This is a genomic window from Bradyrhizobium sp. (genome assembly GCF_030646015.1).
Lineage (GTDB): Bacteria > Pseudomonadota > Alphaproteobacteria > Rhizobiales > Xanthobacteraceae > Bradyrhizobium.
This window is the reverse complement of the sequence record NZ_JAUSLT010000150.1, coordinates 47,385-64,666: the sequence shown is the minus strand read 5'-3', so window position 1 is coordinate 64,666 and position 17,282 is coordinate 47,385. Positions and strand designations below refer to the sequence as shown.

Here is a 17,282-nt window from a genome sequence, read left to right as displayed (position 1 = left end):
GGCCGCGGCGGTCTGCGGCTGCGCCCCCGGATTGATCCAGCAGGCATGAATCCGGCCGCTCAGCGTGTCCGCCACCTTGGGATCGATCTCGCCGCCAAAACGGGTCAGGCAGCGGAACGTCGCCTGCACGTGGCCGCCGGGGCAGCCAAACCGGTCGTACAGATCGAGATGCCGAAACGCGGTGTCGAGATCGTCGAGCCACATCAGGCGGACCACGCGGCGGCCGAGCCAGACGCATTCGGGGTTTCCGGCCGGGCCGTTGATGGCCTGCGAGGCCTCCAGGAACTGGTCGGTCTTGCGCTGGTTATCCTTGGCGACATCGGCGGGGGTGGTCGCGGCCGGCTTGCCGGGGTCCTGCGCGCGGGAATCTCCGCTCTGGGCGACGGCGCCGCCGCTACCGATCAGGAGGGCGAGCACGGGAACGGCGAGATGGCGCAAAACCGCACTCTGAAACTGAAGCACCCGTCGACGCATAGATTCCCCGATTTGTTCCCGTTCCGAGGCCAGCCCGGACGCGCTGGTTTGATGCCGTCCAAATGGGTCTCCAATGCGGCGGCGACGCCGGCGGATTCCCAAGTTAACTCCCGAGGGAATCCCATGACGGACATTTCGAATTTTGTCCAGCAAAGTCACAACTTTATCGCCGTGTGGTAAAGCCGCAGTCCGGGAACAGCCTCGATTGCGACCATCCGGCTCTTGGCAGGAGGCCGGTGACAAGCTAATCGACGGTCCTCGCCCGGAGGATGGAACCGATTTCACTTCGTACGCCACTGGCGCTTCTCCTGTTATCCCTGAGTGCGATTGCCGCGGCGTGGTGGTGGCTGGCCACGCCCATCAACCTGGCGCGCGCGCCGATCGACCCCACCGCCAAACTGCAATGCGTGTCCTACGCGCCGTTCCGCGGCGACCAGTCGCCGCTGGTGCCGACCTTGCATGTCGGACCGGAACAGATCGCCGAGGATCTGGCGCAGCTCGCCAGGATAACCGACTGCGTGCGGACCTATTCGATCGACAACGGTCTCGACCAGGTTCCGGAACTCGCCGGCAAGGTGGGACTGAAGGTCATTCAGGGGATCTGGCTCGGCAGCAACCGGCTGAAGAATCTCGCGCAGATCCAGACCGCGGTGCGTCTGACCAGGGAATATCCCGGCGTCATCACCTCGGTCGTGGTCGGCAACGAGGTGCTGCTGCGCGGCGAGATGACGGCCGCCGACCTCGCGGCCAACATCCGCTCGGTCAAATCGCAGGTCACCATTCCCGTCACCTATGCGGATGTGTGGGAGTTCTGGCTGCGCCACCGGGAAGTCTATGAGGCCGTCGATTTCGTCACCATCCACATCCTGCCGTATTGGGAAGACTTCCCGATCCGCGCCAGACATGCCGCCGCCCATGTCGACGCCATTCGCAAGCGGATGGCGGTGGCGTTTCCGGGCAAGGAAATCCTGATCGGCGAAACCGGCTGGCCGAGTGCCGGACGGATGCGCGAAGGCGCGCTGCCGTCGCGCGCCAATCAAGCCAAGGTGGTCTCGGAAATTCTGGCGCTGGCCAAGCGGGAGAACTTTCGCGTCAATCTGATCGAGGCCTATGACCAGCCCTGGAAGCGTCAGCTCGAGGGCACCGTCGGCGGCTATTGGGGCCTGATCGATGCGGTCAAGCGCGCCGTGAAATATCCTGCGAATGAGGCCATCAGCAACTATCCCCGATGGAAGCTGCAGATGGGATCCGGCATGGGCCTGAGCATCCTGGTGTTCGGCGCGGCCTGGCTGACGCTGCGCCGCCGGCCCTGGACGCCGCGGCCGGCAGCCTGGGTCGCGGTCGCCATCTCCGCCACAGCGGCCGGCATCCTGCTCGGCGTCGCCGTCGACAAGATGCTCTATGAAAGTTACGGGATTGGCGGCTGGCTCAAATGGGGCGCGCTGCTGGCGGCCGGGATCGCATCGCCCATGCTGTGCGCCAACGCCCTGATGTCGGGACGGGCGCTGCCGACATTCCTGGAACTGGTGGGGCCACGCGAACAGCGGACCCGGTCGGTGCTGACCTTCCTGCTCGGGGCGGTGCTGCTGGTGACCACCCTGATCGGCGCCGAGACCGCACTCGGCTTCGTGTTCGATCCGCGTTACAAGGATTTTCCGTTTGCCGCCCTGAGCATGGCGGTGCTGCCATTCTGGACGCTGATGGCGCTGAACCGGCCGCAGGAGGGCACGCGTCCGATCGCCGAGGCGGTCTTTGCCGGCGTGCTGGCGACCGCAGCGCTTTACACCGGGTTCAACGAAGGCAAGGACAACTGGCAGTCGCTGTGGACCTGCGCGCTGTTTGTCCTGCTTGCGGTTACGCTGTGGCGGGCGCGGGCCGTGCAAATCCCAAAATAAGCAGGCCGATCGCCAGACCCGACAGGCTGACATTGTAGAGCACGATGCCAAATCCGGCTGATATCAGCCCGCCGGTGAGCAGCACGATCGACGGCCGCAGCAGATGCAGCGTCGCAATGATGAGCGCGACGATGCCGAACACCGAATTGCGAAACAGCGACGTCACCAGGATCCTGGTCTTGCACAGCATGGTTTGCAGGCCGGCATCGCAGGCCAGCGCCGCGCTCGAAAACTCGATCGCGAGGTAGCGCAGATAGAGCGCGTAGCCGACGGTCACGAAGCCGACGACGAGCAGCCATTGCACCTGGTAGGGCGTCAGCCGGAACGGGGTTTTTTTCATCGTTTGAATATGGTCGGTAATTCGGGGCGGGACAACCCGGCGCGCGCCATGCGCGTCGCAGCGTCATGAAAGAACGTGAGAAGTCTCGTCTAATACGTTGGAATTACTGGTTTATTAGTCGCGCTTGAATAGCGAGGACAGCGTGCGGGGTTCCGGCTTCTTCGGCTCCTCGACCGCCGCCGACGGCTTCTGCTTGGCGCTGCTTCGCTTGCGCGGCGCCGGCTTGACGGCGGCGGGTGGCTCGTCGCTCTGCAGCGACAGGCGCTGTCCGTCGAACACGGTGGTCTCGCAAGGCCGCTGGCTTTCGATCAGCGCGGCGCAGATTTTCGCCGCCGCCGCCGCATCGCGCAGTGGGCCGGCGACCAGCCGCAGCTGCAGACCGAGCCCGCCCGAGCCTTCCTTCACCACGATGATCGGCCGCAATGCCGCAAGCGGCGCATTCGACTTCGATTTCAAAAGGCCGCGCCACAGCGCGCGCAGGCCACCGACCGAATTGGCGCCGCCGACATCGACGCCGAATTCGGTGCGCTGCAGTTTGGGGGCGATCGCCTCCGCTTCCGCGTCGACGCCGACCGTGGCAACGATTTCCGGCATCGGCCCTGACGTGACGGTCTTCGCCGGCGCCTCCGGTTCGATCAGTTTTCCGGCCGCGGCATCGGGCGGCGCCATCATCGAACGCTCCGCCATCAGCGGCTTGGCCGGGCTCGCCGGTGGATTTTGTGGCGGCGGTTCGACCGACGAGACCGTGGCCGGAGCCGGTTCGGGCGCCACGGCGGGCGCCGCGGTGACCTTCGGCAGCTTCTCGGCGGCTGAAGCGGCCGTTGTCGCTACGGGCGCGACGACCGGGGGTGGGCTGGCCAGCACCGCCGCGGTCTCGCCCGCAGGCCAGGTGGGAACCGGTTGCGTCGCCGCCGGGGCGGCGGCTTGCCGGGCAATGGCGCCGGTCGCGGTATCCAGTCCCTGTTCCAACACGGTGACGCGGGAATACAGCCGGTCGCGATCGCTGTTCAGCGTTTCGATCGCGGAGGCCAGCCGCCTGGCCTCGCTCTGGCTGTCCCTGGCGACCGATTGAATCTGCTGGGCCTGGCGGGTCAGGTCGGCCGCCGCGACCTGGTCGCGCCGCCATCCGACCGATGACTGGTTGGCTAGCACCGCCAGCACCACCGCGCCGACCGAGGCAACGCCCCACGATCCCAATCGCCACAGCGCGCGGCGGTCGAATTCGTCCTCCTCCGCCAAAAAGCCGGTCAGCACGCCACCGGTATTCTCGGTTTCGAAACCGCCAGCCAGGTGGTCCGTTTTCTGGTCAGGTTTCTTGGCCATACGAAGTTGTCGGCCCTCCCGAGGCCTGCCCGAATCACAATGCAAACATTAACAGGAAATAGCTCCCCACCTTGAATCGGGATGGTCCGGCCGGCCGTTCTCCCTGCTGTCGGCGCTGCATCCTTTGGACGAATCGGATTTCCATGCGGGACGAAAACCCTCTAAGAGGGCGGCTGCGTCACAAGCCAAAAGACCCGCCAGACAGGGACCAACACAGGGATACGAATGTCCGCTCGATCCAGCCTCACCATTGTGCTCGCCGCCGGTGAGGGCACCCGCATGCAATCGTCGCTCCCGAAGGTGCTGCATCCCGTCGCAAGCCAGTCGCTGCTGGCGCATGTGCTGGGCGCCGCCCCGAAAGGTGTTGATTCCCGGCTTGCCGTGGTGATCGGACCTGACCACACCGCGGTCGCCGACGAGGTCAAACGTATCCGCCCCGACGCCGCCAGCTTCGTCCAGCGCGAGCGGCTCGGCACCGCGCATGCGGTGCTGGCGGCCCGCGACGCCATCGTCAGCGGCGCCGACGATCTGCTGGTGGTGTTCGGCGATACGCCGTTGATTTCGGCCGAGACATTTGCGCGGCTGCGCGCGCCGCTGCGGTCAGGCGCAGCCCTTGCGGTGCTCGGCTTTCGCGCCGCCGACCCCACCGGCTATGGCCGGCTGCTGGTCGAGGGTGACCGGCTGGTGGAGATCCGCGAACACGCCGACGCCACGCCTGAGCAACGCGCGATAAAACTCTGCAACGCCGGCATGATGGCGTTCGACGGCCGCAAGGCGCTGCAGATCATCGAGGCGATCGGCAATGCCAACAGCAAAGGCGAGTATTACCTGACCGACGCCGTCACCGTGGTTCGGGAGCTGGGATGGGAGGCCGTCGTGATCGAAACCAGCGAGGATGAAGTGCGGGGCATCAATACCAAGGCCCAGCTCGCGGAGGCGGAAGCAGTCATGCAGGCAAGGTTGCGCAAGGCGGCGCTGGAGGCCGGCGTGACGCTGATCGCGCCCGAAACGGTCTATCTGGCCGCGGACACGACATTCGGCAAGGACGTGACGATCGAGCCGTTCGTGGTGATCGGTCCCGGCGTCTCGATATCAGACGGCGCGGTGATCCATTCCTTCTCCCACATCGTGCAGGCCTCGATCGGCAGACACGCCTCCGTCGGCCCCTATGCGCGGTTGCGGCCGGGGACCTCGCTCGGCGACGGCGCGCGGATCGGCAATTTCGTCGAGGTCAAGGCGGCGACGCTGGAAGCCGGCGTCAAGGTCAATCACCTCAGCTATATCGGCGACGCCCATGTCGGCGCCAATTCCAACATCGGCGCCGGCACCATCACCTGCAATTACGACGGATTTTCCAAGCACAAGACCACGATCGGCGAGGGCGCCTTCGTCGGCACCAACTCCTCGCTGGTGGCGCCGGTGAAAATCGGCAACGGCGCCTATATCGGCTCGGGCTCTGTCATCACCAAGGACGTGCCCGACGACGCGTTGGCCGTCGAGCGCAGCCCGCAAACCAACCGCGAAGGCGGCGCCAAGCGGTATCGCGAGCTGAAGACGAAAGCCAGGACGCCAAAGGATCGCTAGCGCGCGGGACCGATTGTGTCCCGGCGCAGCGAGGATTTGCTTCATGCCAGGGTGTATTGGATCATTCCAGTCTGTGGTAGCCAAGGTGCCGAAGGACGGCTGATTGCACCGCCCATTAAGCTTTCCGCTTAACGCTGTCTCAATCGGCAATAATTATTGAGTATCTGAACCTGCGCGATTCTCGTTAAGAGATGCAGACGCCTTCTCGTTAAATTTGGGGATATTGAACCGCATGTGCGGCATTGTCGGCATTCTCGGACGGGCTTCGGTCGCGGAGCAATTGGTGGATTCGCTCAAGCGGCTGGAATATCGCGGTTACGATTCCGCTGGCGTCGCCACGCTGGAAGGCGATCATATCGAGCGGCGCCGCGCCGAAGGCAAGTTGAAGAATTTGGAAGCGCGGTTGCGGGCCGAGCCGTTGGCGGGGCACACCGGCATCGGGCACACCCGCTGGGCCACCCACGGCAAGCCGACCGAGAACAACGCGCATCCCCACGCCACCGACCGCGTCGCCGTGGTTCACAACGGCATCATCGAAAATTTCCGCGAGTTGCGCGAAGCGCTGACGAAAAAGGGCGCGGTGTTCAGGACCGAGACCGATACCGAGATCGTGCTGCATCTGGTCGACAGTTACCTTGCAAAAGGCATCGAGCCTGTCGAGGCGGTGAAGGCGTCGCTGTCGCAGCTGCGCGGCGCGTTCGCGCTCGGTTTTATCTTTGCAGGCGATGCCAATTTGATGATCGGCGCCCGCAACGGCCCGCCGCTCGCGATCGGTTACGGCGACGGCGAGATGTATCTGGGCTCGGACGCGATCGCGCTTGGCCCGTTGACCGACACAGTCAGCTATCTCGAGGACGGCGACTGGGTCGTACTGACGCATAGCAGCGCCGTGATCTACGACAAGAACAACGCGATCGTGCATCGCGAGCCGATCAAGCACTCGGCCTCGACCTCGCTGGTCGACAAGGCGAACTACCGCCACTTCATGGCCAAGGAAATTCACGAGCAGCCGGAAGTGGTCGGCCACACGCTGGCGCGCTACGTCGACATGGCGACCGAGCGCGTGGCGTTGCCGGTCAACCTGCCGTTCGACTTCAGGGATATCCAGCGCATCTCGATCGTCGCCTGCGGCACCGCGAGCTATGCCGGTTTCATCGCCAAATACTGGTTCGAGCGGCTCGGCCGCGTTCCCGTCGAACTGGATGTCGCCTCGGAATTCCGCTACCGCGAGGCGCCGCTGCGCAAAGGGGATCTCGCGATTTTCATTTCGCAGTCCGGCGAGACCGCCGACACGCTGGCCGCCTTGCGCTACGCCAAGGGGGAGGGCGTGCATACGCTCTCCGTGGTGAACGTGCCGAGTTCGACCATCGCGCGCGAAAGCGAGACCGTGCTGCCGACTCTGGCCGGACCGGAAATCGGCGTCGCCTCGACCAAGGCCTTTACCTGCCAGCTGATGGTGCTGGCCGCAATCGCGGTGGCCGCCGGCACCGCGCGCGGCGTATTGTCGGAGGCCGACGAAACCAAACTCGTTCATGGCCTCGTGGAAATTCCGCGCCTGATGGCCGAGGCCCTGAAGACCGAGCCGCAAATCGAAAAGCTCGCGCGCGACCTTTCAAAATGCAAGGACGTGCTCTATCTCGGTCGCGGCACCAGCTATCCCCTGGCGTTGGAAGGCGCCCTGAAGCTGAAGGAAATTTCCTACATCCATGCCGAGGGCTACGCCGCCGGCGAGCTCAAGCACGGTCCGATCGCGCTGATCGACGAGAACATGCCCGTCGTGGTGATCGCGCCGCATGACCGGGTGTTCGAAAAAACCGTCTCCAACATGCAGGAAGTCGCCGCTCGCGGCGGCAAAATCATTCTCATGACCGACGCCAGGGGCGCGGCGGAGGCGACCATCGAGTCGCTGGTAACCATCGTGCTGCCGGACATGGCCGCGACCTTCACGCCGATGGTCTATGCCGTCCCGGTGCAGCTGCTGGCCTATCATACCGCCGTGATCATGGGCACCGACGTCGACCAGCCGCGCAATCTGGCGAAATCGGTGACGGTGGAATAAGTGTCACACGCCGGACGGTGGTCGGGGCCTTCCAAAGTCTGCTAGGATGGCTTAGCTGGCAGTGTACAGTAGCCGCTGCGATTAACCTGGAACCCGTATGAATCCCGACGATTTGCCGCCCGTGCCCCCGGCCGAAGTCCCGCCAGAGGCCCACAGCGGGTTTATGGCCCGATTCCGGAACTATTTCCTGACCGGCCTGATCGTCGCCGGACCGATCGCCATCACCTTCTATCTGACCTGGTGGTTCGTCACCTGGGTCGACGGCATCGTCCGGCCACTCATTCCGATGGCCTATCGCCCGGAGACCTATCTGCCGTTCGGCCTGCCGGGCGCCGGGCTGATCGTCGCGGTGTTCGCGCTGACGCTGCTGGGCTTCCTCGCCGCCAATTTGATCGGACGGACCCTGGTCGATCTCGGCGAGCGGCTGCTCGGCCGCATGCCGGTGGTGCGCGCGATCTATCGCGGCCTCAAGCAGGTGTTCGAGACGCTGTTTTCGGGGCAGGGCTCCAGCTTCCGCCGCGTCGGCCTGGTCGAATTCCCGTCGCCCGGCATGTGGTCGATCGTGCTGATCTCGCAGTCGCCGAGCGTGGAGATCGCCAACAAGCTGCCGGGCCAGGACGAGCACATCTCGGTATTCCTGCCGTGCGCGCCGAACCCGACCACCGGCTTCTTCTTCTATGTGCCGAAGAGCAAGATCATCGAAGTCCAGATGACCGCCGAAGACGCCGCCACCCTGATCATGTCCTGCGGCGTGGTGCAGCCCGGCTCCGACGGCCAGAAGAAGATCGCAGCGCTTGCTGAGATGGCGAACGCCGCGCGGGTGGCGAATACGGCCGCACCGCGGCCGGAGCCTGCGAAGGTGGATTAAGATGGCTCGCACAATCGAGCAGCGCCGCCGCGGCGTGTACCGACTTTCCGATGAAGAGCGAACCGCAGTCCGCGTGGGAATGGAAGACGCGCGTCGCGGGGATTTTGCGTCTGACGAAGAGATAGAAGCGCTTTATCAATTGAACCGTCGCCAGTGTCGTCATTCCGGGGCGGGAGCGTAGCGAGCGAACCCGGAATCTCGAGATTCCGGGTCTGGTCCTTCGGACCATCCCGGAATGACGCTGATGGGCTCTACCCCGCCCCGATCAACGGCACCGCCTCATCGCGCTCGAACAGATACAACAGCACCCGCAGCGCCTCACCTCGCGCCCCCTCCAGCTTCGGATTGTCCTTCATGATCCGCAGCGCCTCGTCGCGGGCTTGCGTGACGAGCTGGGCGTGCACCTCGGAGCGCGCGATGCGGTAACCGGGCAGGCCGCTTTGCCGTGTGCCCAGCACGTCGCCTTCGCCGCGCAGTTTCAGATCTTCCTCGGCGATGCGAAAACCGTCGGTGGTTTCCCGGATCACTTTCAGCCGCGCGGTCGACATTTCCTTCAGCGGCTCCTTGTAGAGCAGCAGGCAGGTCGAGGCTTCCGAACCACGGCCGATCCGGCCGCGCAGCTGGTGCAATTGCGCCAGGCCAAAGCGTTCGGCGTTTTCGATCACCATGATGGTGGCGGCGGGCACGTCGACGCCGACCTCGACCACGGTGGTGGCGACCAATAGCCCGATCTCGCCGGCGGCGAACTGCGCCATCACGCGGTCTTTTTCGGTGCCCTTCATCTGGCCATGCACCAGGCCGACGCGGTCGCCGAACCGCTGCTTCAGGCTCTCGAACCGTTCGGTGGCATTGGTCAGATGCTCGATGCCCTCGGCTTCGGATTCCTCGACCAGCGGGCAGATCCAGTACACCAGTTTGCCCTTGTCGAGCGCGCGGCCGACACCGTCCATCACCTCGCCGAGCCGGCTGTTCGGCACCGTGCGGGTATCGATCGGCTGGCGTCCCGCCGGCTTCTCGCGCAATTCCGAGACGTCCATGTCGCCGAAATAGGTCATGACCAGCGTGCGCGGGATCGGCGTCGCACTCAGCACCAGCACGTCGACCGCTTCGCCCTTGTTGGTCAACGCCAGCCGTTCGCGCACCCCGAAACGGTGCTGCTCGTCGACCACCGCCAGCGCCAGCGACTGGAACACCACGTCGTCCTGGATCAACGCGTGGGTGCCGACCAGGAAATCGATCTCGCCGGCGGCGAGCCGCGCCAGCAGTTCGCGCCGCTCCTTGCCCTTTTCACGGCCGGTGAGGATCGCGACCCGCAAGCCGGCGCGTTCGGCCAGCGGCGTGATGGTCTTGATATGCTGCCGCGCTAAAATTTCGGTCGGTGCCATCAGTGCGGCCTGCTTGCCGACTTCGGTGACGGCGGCAGCCGCCAGCAGCGCCACCACAGTTTTGCCGGAGCCGACGTCGCCCTGCAGCAGCCGCAACATCCGCACCGGCTGGCGCAGATCGTCGGTGATGGCGGCGACCGCGTCGCGCTGCGAGGTCGTCAGTGCATAGGGCAGCGCGTCGATGATCCGGCTGCGCAGGTGGCCGTCGCCGGCGTGGCGGTCGCCGGCCGGGCGGCGCAACTGCGCCCGCACCAGCGCCAGCGCCAACTGGCCGGCCAGCAATTCATCGAAGGCCAGCCGTGACCAGAACGGGCCGTCAGGCAGAATGTCCGTGAGCTCGACCGGCACATGCACGCGCTGCAGCGCTTCGGCGACCGCAGGAAATTTGCAGCGGCGGATCACTTCCGGGCTGATCCATTCCGGCAGCGCGGGCAGCTTCTGCAGCGCCTGCGCCATCGCCCGGCGCAGCGAGCCCAGCGCCAGCCCCTCGGTCAGCGGATAGACCGGATCGATGCCCGACAGTTTTGCAAATCCCTCTTCATCGACGACGCGGTCGGGATGCACGATCTGCGGGATGCCGTCATACATCTGCAAGGTGCCGGAGACGTAGCGCTTGGCGCCGACCGGCAACAGCTTCTCGACGTAGCCGGGCTTGGCGCGGAAGAAGGTCAGCACCACGTCGCCGGTGTCGTCGCTGGCATAGACCAGGAACGGCGCCCGCGCATTGCGCGGCGGTGGCGGGCGATGCCGGTCGACGGTCACCTCCAGCGTGACCACGGCTCCCTGGGCGGCGTCGCGGATCTTCGGCCGCGCCCGGCGGTCGATCACGCTGGCCGGCAGATGCAACAACAAATCCACCAGCCGCGGCGTCTCATCGCGGCCGAGCAGATAGCGGAACAATTTGTCCTGCTTCGGCCCGACGCCCCCAAGGGTCGTGACCGGCGCAAACAGGGGATTGAGCAGAGCAGGGCGCATCGCGATATCTAGTCCGTTCCTGTCCATATGCCCGGCTTTGGGCTGGGTATCCACGGCTTTTTCGCGGGCTGGAGAAAGCGTATCGGCGAGCGATTTTCTGAACCGCTCGATAGATCTGCGGACCTGTTGGAATGATGTGCATAGCACGAACGTGCCATCGATTTGCCGGTCGGATTTATGCTGAAGTGGAAATACGCAAAATACCCGATGGCTGCACCGTCGGTTCGTGGAGCGAGAAAATGAACATCATAGGTAATCGCACCACCTTCGTCCTGAACCTTCTGACATTCTGCTTCGCAACCGGTGCGCTGGCGGAACGTTCTTGGATAAATCACAAGAGTTATGGAGATTATGCAATCGGGAACATGCTGGTGTTGCTGCTGCCGGGTGCGGTTTCGTTCATTCTTCGCAATCGTCCCCTATCTATCATTCTAGCCGTTTCTCATGCGCTCCTCTTCGCAGAGATGACTTACCTGACGAGGGCGGCTTATGTCGGTGACGAGCGTGTCTCATATGTGTCCAGCGCAACCGTTTCATTCACCGCGATACTGCTGCTGAGCATGTGTGTCGTTGGGCTGTATTTACTTGGCGCGGCCGTGGTTCGAATTTTTGGACAAGCTAGTAACCCAGGCTCCTAGCCATCCTGCTGAACGCCAGCTCTTGTTCTATTGAGGCGGGTGATTTGCCCGTCGAGATCTAGCTCCTTGGCTCCGTCGGCGTGCACGAAAAGTATTTTGACAGCGTCGTGCCTGAAAAAAAGCGATTTCCTCAATCGATTAAGCCCGTAGGGCGGATTGGAGCCGGAGGCGTAGTCCGCCATCTGGAAGGTAAGGCGGATCATCGATCCGCGCAAATCCGGAAGATAGCACGAATGTGCTATCGATTTGACCGCCGCATCCGTGTTCCTCTTCTTCAGGGGGACGTCAATGAACTTCACTGGCTCGCGACCAACATGGATAGCGAACGTTTGTGCGCTGGTCGTGGCGTGCGTCGTGGTTATTGAGATGCTCTATGTAGAACATGCGCGTTACGGGGTTTTTCGGCCATTCGACGCTTTGGGAGCTCTTGTTCCTGCTCTTGTGATGATCATCATCAGAAATTCAATATTCTCTTACGGCTTTCTCTTTTGCTACGTCGCACTTGCGATCGACGGATTTTTTCAAGCCCAGAAATATTCTTCGGGTGATTACATAATCCCGGGGTCCGATAGATATCCTGCCTTCATGCTCTTCGGAGTGTTTTTTGGCTTTTCGATACTCTGCCTGGCCAATTATGCCGTTGGTGCGCTGATCTGGTTTTCTGTTCTACGACTTCGTCCGATCGCGCGGAAGGTGATCGATGCACGGTATATCAATCCGGCCCGTGGTGCGGAGGAGGCTGATGTCGAAAGCCAGGATGACCGGGAGTTTGCGGGGGTTGTCGCCAGAATCGCAGAGCGCCGTAAGATCGACCGATCGACGGCGATAACTGTCACACCGTTGTTTCAGCCAATGCTGGATAGTCGGTCACTGACCGAGTTAAGAAACTACCTGCTTCTCCGTTGTCCGAACGACCGTGGGGAAGATCAATTCACGAAATACGATCGCTTTGAGATCAGCGCACGCGAACTCAAGTCTTTCAATCGGGCTTTTCTCCGCAAAGACCGGCTCACCATCACGTTCAGCTACGGCGATGAGTGGGAAACGGCTAACAGACTCGTGGCCGTCCTGCTGAACGACAAACTCTGATTCTATTGAGGCGGCGATTCGCCCCCTTTTTTGGACAGTTCGTGCGTGCCCCAAACTGATTTCCTCAATCAATTCAACAAATCTACCCGACGGGCAAATCACTTCTGGTTATCGGAAATCCTGTCAATCCCCTCGCGATAAAATATTTCTGTTTTCCAGAAAAGTAAATTGAACTATATGTCTCGCCATCCCGTCCCACTCAGGGGGCGTTGCGCAACGTACCAGCGCGGGGCGGGATGCGGTGGACGTCGACGGTGCGACTGACGAGGGCACCTGAAGCGGACGGCGAAGTCGTGTGGTTCCGATACCCCAAGGGCAGGTATCAAGTTCGCAGCTTAAGGCAGCGCGGGCGACGGTGGCAAAAGTGCAGGGCTCACCGAGAAGAGCACGTATAAGCCGTAAACTATCGCGCAGGGAAAGTCGGATGCCTCCGCTTCACCTGTATGCTCGTGTGCCGCCTACCTCTACCCTATTGCACACGAGACCGCGGGTGCAGCGCGCACCCGGCTTTCCCTGCGCCCTCTGATTGGAGGGCGAAGGAAAATTCCGGCAAACCTCGGGCGAACCGCGCCGCGAGATCGCGAAGGTGCGTTTATGCACGGCACCGTTGCAACAGAATGGTCCATTCCCGGAACATCGGGGCTGACATTCCTCGCTCCCATGGCTATATCAACCCCGCCCGGCACGTCCGGGCTTTTGGCGTTCGAATGGGAAACTTCAATGACGGGATCGACACGATCGAGCGACGGCCTCGATGACCGCCGCAAGCGGCTTTTGTTTCGCTGCTGGCATCGCGGCACCCGCGAGATGGATCTCATCCTCGGCCGCTTTGCCGATGCCGAGATCGAAAATCTGTCAGACGACGAACTGGTTCAGTTCGAATATCTGATGGATGTGCCCGACCCCGATCTCTACGCCGCACTGACCGGCAAAATGCCGCCGGCGCCGGACTATGCCAACGGCCTGTTCGACCGCATCCAGTCATTTCGGGCGGGTCCCGTGGCATGAAGGCTCCGACACAATCGCCGGCGCAGATGCTGACATCAGGCAGCGCGCTGACCTTTGCCAATGTCGCCGAGGGCGCCGAAGGCCTCGTGGTTTCCGACCTCGCGCGCGCGGTGGCAGCGCGGCCGAACCCGCCGGCGGTCAGCCTTGCCGTGGTCTGCCGCGACGGTCCGCGCATGCAGCAGCTGGCCCGCGCGCTGGAATTCTTCGCGCCGGATTTGCCGGTCATGCAGTTCCCGGCGTGGGACTGCCAGCCCTATGACCGGGTGTCGCCGCATGGCGGCATTCTGGCGCAACGGTTGACCACGCTGGCAAGGTTGTCGCGGCTGGTCGGCAGCGACAAGCCGCTGATCGTGCTGACCACGGTCAACGCCATCGTGCAGCGGGTGCCCGCGCGGGAAACCGTCGCGGCGCAGGCGCTGTCGGTGGCGCCGGGCCATGTGGTGCCGATGGCCTCCATCATTTCGTGGCTGGAGCATAACGGCTACAACCGCTCGTCGACGGTGCGTGAACCCGGCGAGTACGCCGTGCGCGGCGGCATTCTCGACCTGTTTCCGGCCGGGCTCGACCAGCCGGTACGGTTCGATTTCTTCGGCGACAGCCTGGAATCGATCAGGAGTTTCGACGCGGAAACCCAGCGCACGCTGCTGCCGATGCGTTCGCTCGATCTGGTGCCGATCTCGGAATTTCAACTGGTCACCGAAACCATCCGCCGTTTCCGGATGGGCTACGTCGCCACTTTCGGCGCGCCGCAGCGCGACGATCTCCTGTACGAAGCCGTCAGCGAAGGCCGCCGCCACCCCGGCATGGAGCACTGGCTGCCGCTGTTCCAGGACCGGATGGACACGCTGTTCGACTATCTCGACGGCGCGCCGGTTGCGATCGAGCCGCAGAGCGAGGACGCGGCGCGGGAACGCTTCAAGCAGATCGCCGACTATTACGAGGCGCGGCGCGAGGCGCTGGAGCATCCCGGCGGCGGCGCGATCTACAAGCCGTTGCCGCCGGACCGGCTGTATCTGACCGAAGACGAGTGGGGCAAACGGCTGGAGGAAGCGGCGCTGGCGCGGCTGACGCCGTTCGCGGTGCCCGAGGGAAGTGCCGGCACTGTCGATGCCGGGGCCCGGCAGGGCCGCAATTTTGCGCCGGAGCGCGCCGATACCTCCGTCAACGTGTTCGAGGCCGTGGTTGCCCACGTCCGGGCGCTGCATGCCTTGCGCAAGAAGGTGGTGATCGCGCTGTGGAGCGAAGGCTCGCGCGACCGCATGGGAAGCATGCTGAAAGACCACAAGCTCGGCCAGCTCACCAGCGTCAATAGCTGGCGCACGGTGCAGGCGACGCCGCGCAACGAGGCCATGCTGGCGGTGGTCGGCATGGAGTCCGGGTTCGAGACCGAGCATGTCGCCGTCATCAGCGAGCAGGACATCCTCGGCGACCGGCTGGTGCGGCCGCGCAAGGCCAGCCGCAAGCTCGACAATTTCATCTCCGAGGTCACCAGCCTCTCTACCGGCGATCTCGTGGTTCATATCGAGCACGGCATCGGCCGCTTCATCGGGCTGCAGACGCTCGAGGTCGGCGGCGCGCCGCATGACTGCCTCGAGCTGCATTACGCCGCCGACACCAAGCTTTTTCTCCCGGTCGAGAATATCGAACTGTTGTCGCGCTACGGCTCCGACCACGCCAATGTCGAGCTGGACCGGCTTGGCGGCAGCGGCTGGCAGGCGCGCAAGGCAAAACTCAAGAACCGCATCCGCGAGATCGCCGGCGAACTGATCAAGATCGCCGCCGCACGGCACCTGCATGAAGCACCGAAAATGCCGGTGCAGCCGCATCTCTATGACGAATTCTGCGCGCGCTTCCCCTACGAAGAAACCGAGGACCAGCTCGGCGCCATCAATGCCACGCTGAAGGACCTCGAAACCGGCCGGCCGATGGACCGGCTGATCTGCGGCGATGTCGGCTTCGGCAAGACCGAGGTGGCGCTGCGTGCGGCGTTCGCAGTGGCGCTGGAGGGCAAGCAGGTCGCCGTGGTGGTGCCGACCACGCTGCTGGCGCGGCAGCACAGCAAGAATTTTACCGAGCGATTCCGCGGCTTCCCGGTCAATGTCGCGCAGGCCTCGCGGCTGGTCCCGGCCAAGGAACTGACGCAGGTCAAGAAAGGCATCTCGGAAGGCGGGGTCGATATCGTGATCGGCACCCATGCGCTGCTCGGAAAAGCGATCAAGTTCAGGGATCTCGGCCTCGTGATCGTCGACGAGGAGCAGCATTTCGGCGTCACCCACAAGGAGAAACTGAAGCAGCTGCGGGCCCAGGTCCACGTGCTGACGCTGAGCGCCACGCCGATCCCGCGCACGCTGCAGCTGGCGTTGACCGGGGTGCGCGATCTCTCGATCATTGCCTCGCCGCCGGTCGATCGCCTCGCGGTCCGCACCTTTGTCGCGCCGCACGACCCCCTGATGATCCGCGAGGCGCTGCTGCGCGAACGCTACCGCGGCGGACAGGCGTTCTATGTGGTGCCGCGGATCGAGGACCTCGCCGGCGTGAAGGATTTCCTCGACAAGAACGTGCCGGAGATGAAGGTCGCGGTGGCGCATGGCCAGATGCCGCCGACCGTGATCGAGGACATCATGTCGGCATTCTACGACGGCAAGTACGACATCCTGCTGTCGACCACGATCATCGAGTCCGGTCTCGATATCCCCACTGCCAATACCCTGATCGTGCACCGCGCCGATATGTTCGGCCTGGCGCAGCTCTATCAATTGCGCGGCCGGGTAGGGCGCTCCAAGCTGCGCGCCTATGCGCTGTTCACGCTGCCGGCTCAGGCCAAGATCACGGCGCAGGCGGAGCGCCGCCTGAAGGTGCTGCAATCGCTGGAGACGCTCGGCGCCGGCTTCCAGCTGGCATCGCACGATCTCGATATTCGCGGCGCCGGCAATCTGCTCGGCGAGGAACAGTCAGGCCACATCAAGGAAGTCGGCTTCGAGCTTTACCAGTCGATGCTGGAGGAGGCGATCCTCAACCTCAAGGCCGGCGTGGTGGAGCCTGCCGCCGACCGCTGGTCGCCGCAGATCACCATCGGCATGCCGGTGCTGATACCGGAGGAATATGTCAACGACCTCGCGGTGCGGCTGTCGCTGTACCGGCGATTGGCCGATCTCGACACCGACGACGAGATCGACAATTTCGCCGCCGAGCTGCGCGACCGTTTCGGCGTGCTGCCGGACGAGGTGCGATATCTCTTCAAGATCGCCGCGATCAAGGGCTACTGCCGAAGAGCCAATGTCGAGAAGGTCGATGCGGGCCCGAAGGGCGCGGTCATCACCTTCCGCGACAACAAGTTCGCGCAGCCCGATCGCCTCGTCTACTTCATCCGCCAGCACGGCAACGCCGCGAAGGTGCGGCCGGACATGAAGGTGGTTTTCCTGCAGGTCTGGGAGACGCCGGAAGAGCGCCTGTACGGCACCACCGAGATCTTGCGGCAACTCGCCAACCTGGCCGAGAACAAGAAGGCGGCGTAGTCGACGCTCTGCCGTGTCCCGGGCGCGGTGCAGCGCTCTTCGCGCTGCTCCGCAGAACCGGGACCCATTCCGTTGAAGCAAGATGGACCCCGGCTCTACTGCGCACCGCTTCGCGCTGCGCAGCGTCCG

General features: G+C 63.7%; 13 protein-coding genes. 8 read left to right on the top strand and 5 right to left on the bottom strand.

From position 1 onward, the window contains the following. The coding region (locus Q7T45_RS23020; protein ID WP_304873836.1) for a beta-1-3, beta-1-6-glucan biosynthesis protein at positions 1-474 on the bottom strand (474 nt) is incomplete at its 3' end. 269 nt (positions 475-743) lie between these two features. Here Q7T45_RS23020 and Q7T45_RS23015 point away from each other — a divergent pair. Next, positions 744-2,369, top strand: a complete 1,626-nt coding sequence (locus tag Q7T45_RS23015) for a beta-(1-6) glucans synthase (protein WP_304873833.1) — start codon at positions 744-746, stop codon at positions 2,367-2,369. Here Q7T45_RS23015 and Q7T45_RS23010 read toward each other — a convergent pair. Further along, entirely contained in the window at positions 2,329-2,709 is a 381-nt protein-coding gene (locus tag Q7T45_RS23010; protein WP_304873831.1) for a hypothetical protein, read from the bottom strand. The genes Q7T45_RS23015 and Q7T45_RS23010 overlap by 41 nt on opposite strands. A 114-nt stretch (positions 2,710-2,823) precedes the next feature. Further along, positions 2,824-4,032 (bottom strand): hypothetical protein, encoded by a 1,209-nt coding sequence (locus Q7T45_RS23005; protein WP_304873830.1) that lies wholly within the window; start codon positions 4,030-4,032, stop codon positions 2,824-2,826. Positions 4,033-4,257: 225 nt separating this feature from the next. On the opposite strand from Q7T45_RS23005, the gene glmU reads away from it, so the two are divergent. From glmU to Q7T45_RS22990, 3 genes are all read left to right on the top strand, one after another. Beyond that, on the top strand, positions 4,258-5,616 hold the full coding sequence (gene glmU, locus Q7T45_RS23000) for a bifunctional UDP-N-acetylglucosamine diphosphorylase/glucosamine-1-phosphate N-acetyltransferase GlmU (RefSeq protein WP_304873828.1): 1,359 nt from the start codon (positions 4,258-4,260) through the stop codon (positions 5,614-5,616). A 232-nt stretch (positions 5,617-5,848) separates the two neighbouring features. Beyond that, entirely contained in the window at positions 5,849-7,675 is a 1,827-nt protein-coding gene (gene glmS, locus Q7T45_RS22995; protein WP_304873826.1) for a glutamine--fructose-6-phosphate transaminase (isomerizing), read from the top strand. 97 nt (positions 7,676-7,772) lie between these two features. Continuing rightward, complete coding sequence (locus tag Q7T45_RS22990; RefSeq protein ID WP_304873825.1) at positions 7,773-8,543, top strand: DUF502 domain-containing protein; 771 nt, start codon at positions 7,773-7,775, stop codon at positions 8,541-8,543. Positions 8,544-8,794: 251 nt separating this feature from the next. Here Q7T45_RS22990 and recG read toward each other — a convergent pair whose 3' ends face one another. Next, a complete protein-coding gene (gene recG, locus Q7T45_RS22985; protein ID WP_304873823.1) occupies positions 8,795-10,903 on the bottom strand; it encodes an ATP-dependent DNA helicase RecG in 2,109 nt (702 codons plus the stop codon). A 239-nt stretch (positions 10,904-11,142) separates the two neighbouring features. Here recG and Q7T45_RS22980 point away from each other — a divergent pair, with 239 nt between their 5' ends. Then, positions 11,143-11,541, top strand: a complete 399-nt coding sequence (locus Q7T45_RS22980; RefSeq protein ID WP_304873822.1) for a hypothetical protein — start codon at positions 11,143-11,145, stop codon at positions 11,539-11,541. Here the strand turns inward: Q7T45_RS22980 and Q7T45_RS22975 are convergent. Next, positions 11,538-11,840 (bottom strand): hypothetical protein, encoded by a 303-nt coding sequence (locus Q7T45_RS22975; RefSeq protein ID WP_304873821.1) that lies wholly within the window; start codon positions 11,838-11,840, stop codon positions 11,538-11,540. The genes Q7T45_RS22980 and Q7T45_RS22975 overlap by 4 nt on opposite strands. Here Q7T45_RS22975 and Q7T45_RS22970 point away from each other — a divergent pair. The 3 genes from Q7T45_RS22970 (at position 11,830) to mfd (ending at position 17,153) form a co-directional block, all read left to right on the top strand. After that, positions 11,830-12,630 (top strand): hypothetical protein, encoded by an 801-nt coding sequence (locus Q7T45_RS22970; RefSeq protein ID WP_304873819.1) that lies wholly within the window; start codon positions 11,830-11,832, stop codon positions 12,628-12,630. The genes Q7T45_RS22975 and Q7T45_RS22970 overlap by 11 nt on opposite strands. Positions 12,631-13,350: 720 nt before the next feature. Next, positions 13,351-13,638: a succinate dehydrogenase assembly factor 2 gene (locus Q7T45_RS22965; protein ID WP_304873817.1), complete on the top strand. Its 288-nt coding sequence runs from the start codon at positions 13,351-13,353 to the stop codon at positions 13,636-13,638. Further along, complete coding sequence (mfd, locus tag Q7T45_RS22960; protein ID WP_304873816.1) at positions 13,635-17,153, top strand: transcription-repair coupling factor; 3,519 nt, start codon at positions 13,635-13,637, stop codon at positions 17,151-17,153. The genes Q7T45_RS22965 and mfd overlap by 4 nt, the downstream gene beginning before the upstream one ends. The last annotated feature ends 129 nt before the right edge of the window (positions 17,154-17,282 follow it).

What these genes read in the sequence shown, in the direction of transcription:
- Q7T45_RS23015 (WP_304873833.1), top strand. Translation starts at nt 744, where the DNA reads ATGGAACCGATTTCACTTCGTACGCCACTGGCGCTTCTCCTGTTATCC.
- Q7T45_RS23010 (WP_304873831.1), bottom strand. Translation starts at nt 2,709, where the DNA reads ATGAAAAAAACCCCGTTCCGGCTGACGCCCTACCAGGTGCAATGGCTG.
- Q7T45_RS23005 (WP_304873830.1), bottom strand. Translation starts at nt 4,032, where the DNA reads ATGGCCAAGAAACCTGACCAGAAAACGGACCACCTGGCTGGCGGTTTC.
- glmU (WP_304873828.1), top strand. Translation starts at nt 4,258, where the DNA reads ATGTCCGCTCGATCCAGCCTCACCATTGTGCTCGCCGCCGGTGAGGGC.
- glmS (WP_304873826.1), top strand. Translation starts at nt 5,849, where the DNA reads ATGTGCGGCATTGTCGGCATTCTCGGACGGGCTTCGGTCGCGGAGCAA.
- Q7T45_RS22990 (WP_304873825.1), top strand. Translation starts at nt 7,773, where the DNA reads ATGAATCCCGACGATTTGCCGCCCGTGCCCCCGGCCGAAGTCCCGCCA.
- recG (WP_304873823.1), bottom strand. Translation starts at nt 10,903, where the DNA reads ATGCGCCCTGCTCTGCTCAATCCCCTGTTTGCGCCGGTCACGACCCTT.
- Q7T45_RS22980 (WP_304873822.1), top strand. Translation starts at nt 11,143, where the DNA reads ATGAACATCATAGGTAATCGCACCACCTTCGTCCTGAACCTTCTGACA.
- Q7T45_RS22970 (WP_304873819.1), top strand. Translation starts at nt 11,830, where the DNA reads ATGAACTTCACTGGCTCGCGACCAACATGGATAGCGAACGTTTGTGCG.
- Q7T45_RS22965 (WP_304873817.1), top strand. Translation starts at nt 13,351, where the DNA reads ATGACGGGATCGACACGATCGAGCGACGGCCTCGATGACCGCCGCAAG.
- mfd (WP_304873816.1), top strand. Translation starts at nt 13,635, where the DNA reads ATGAAGGCTCCGACACAATCGCCGGCGCAGATGCTGACATCAGGCAGC.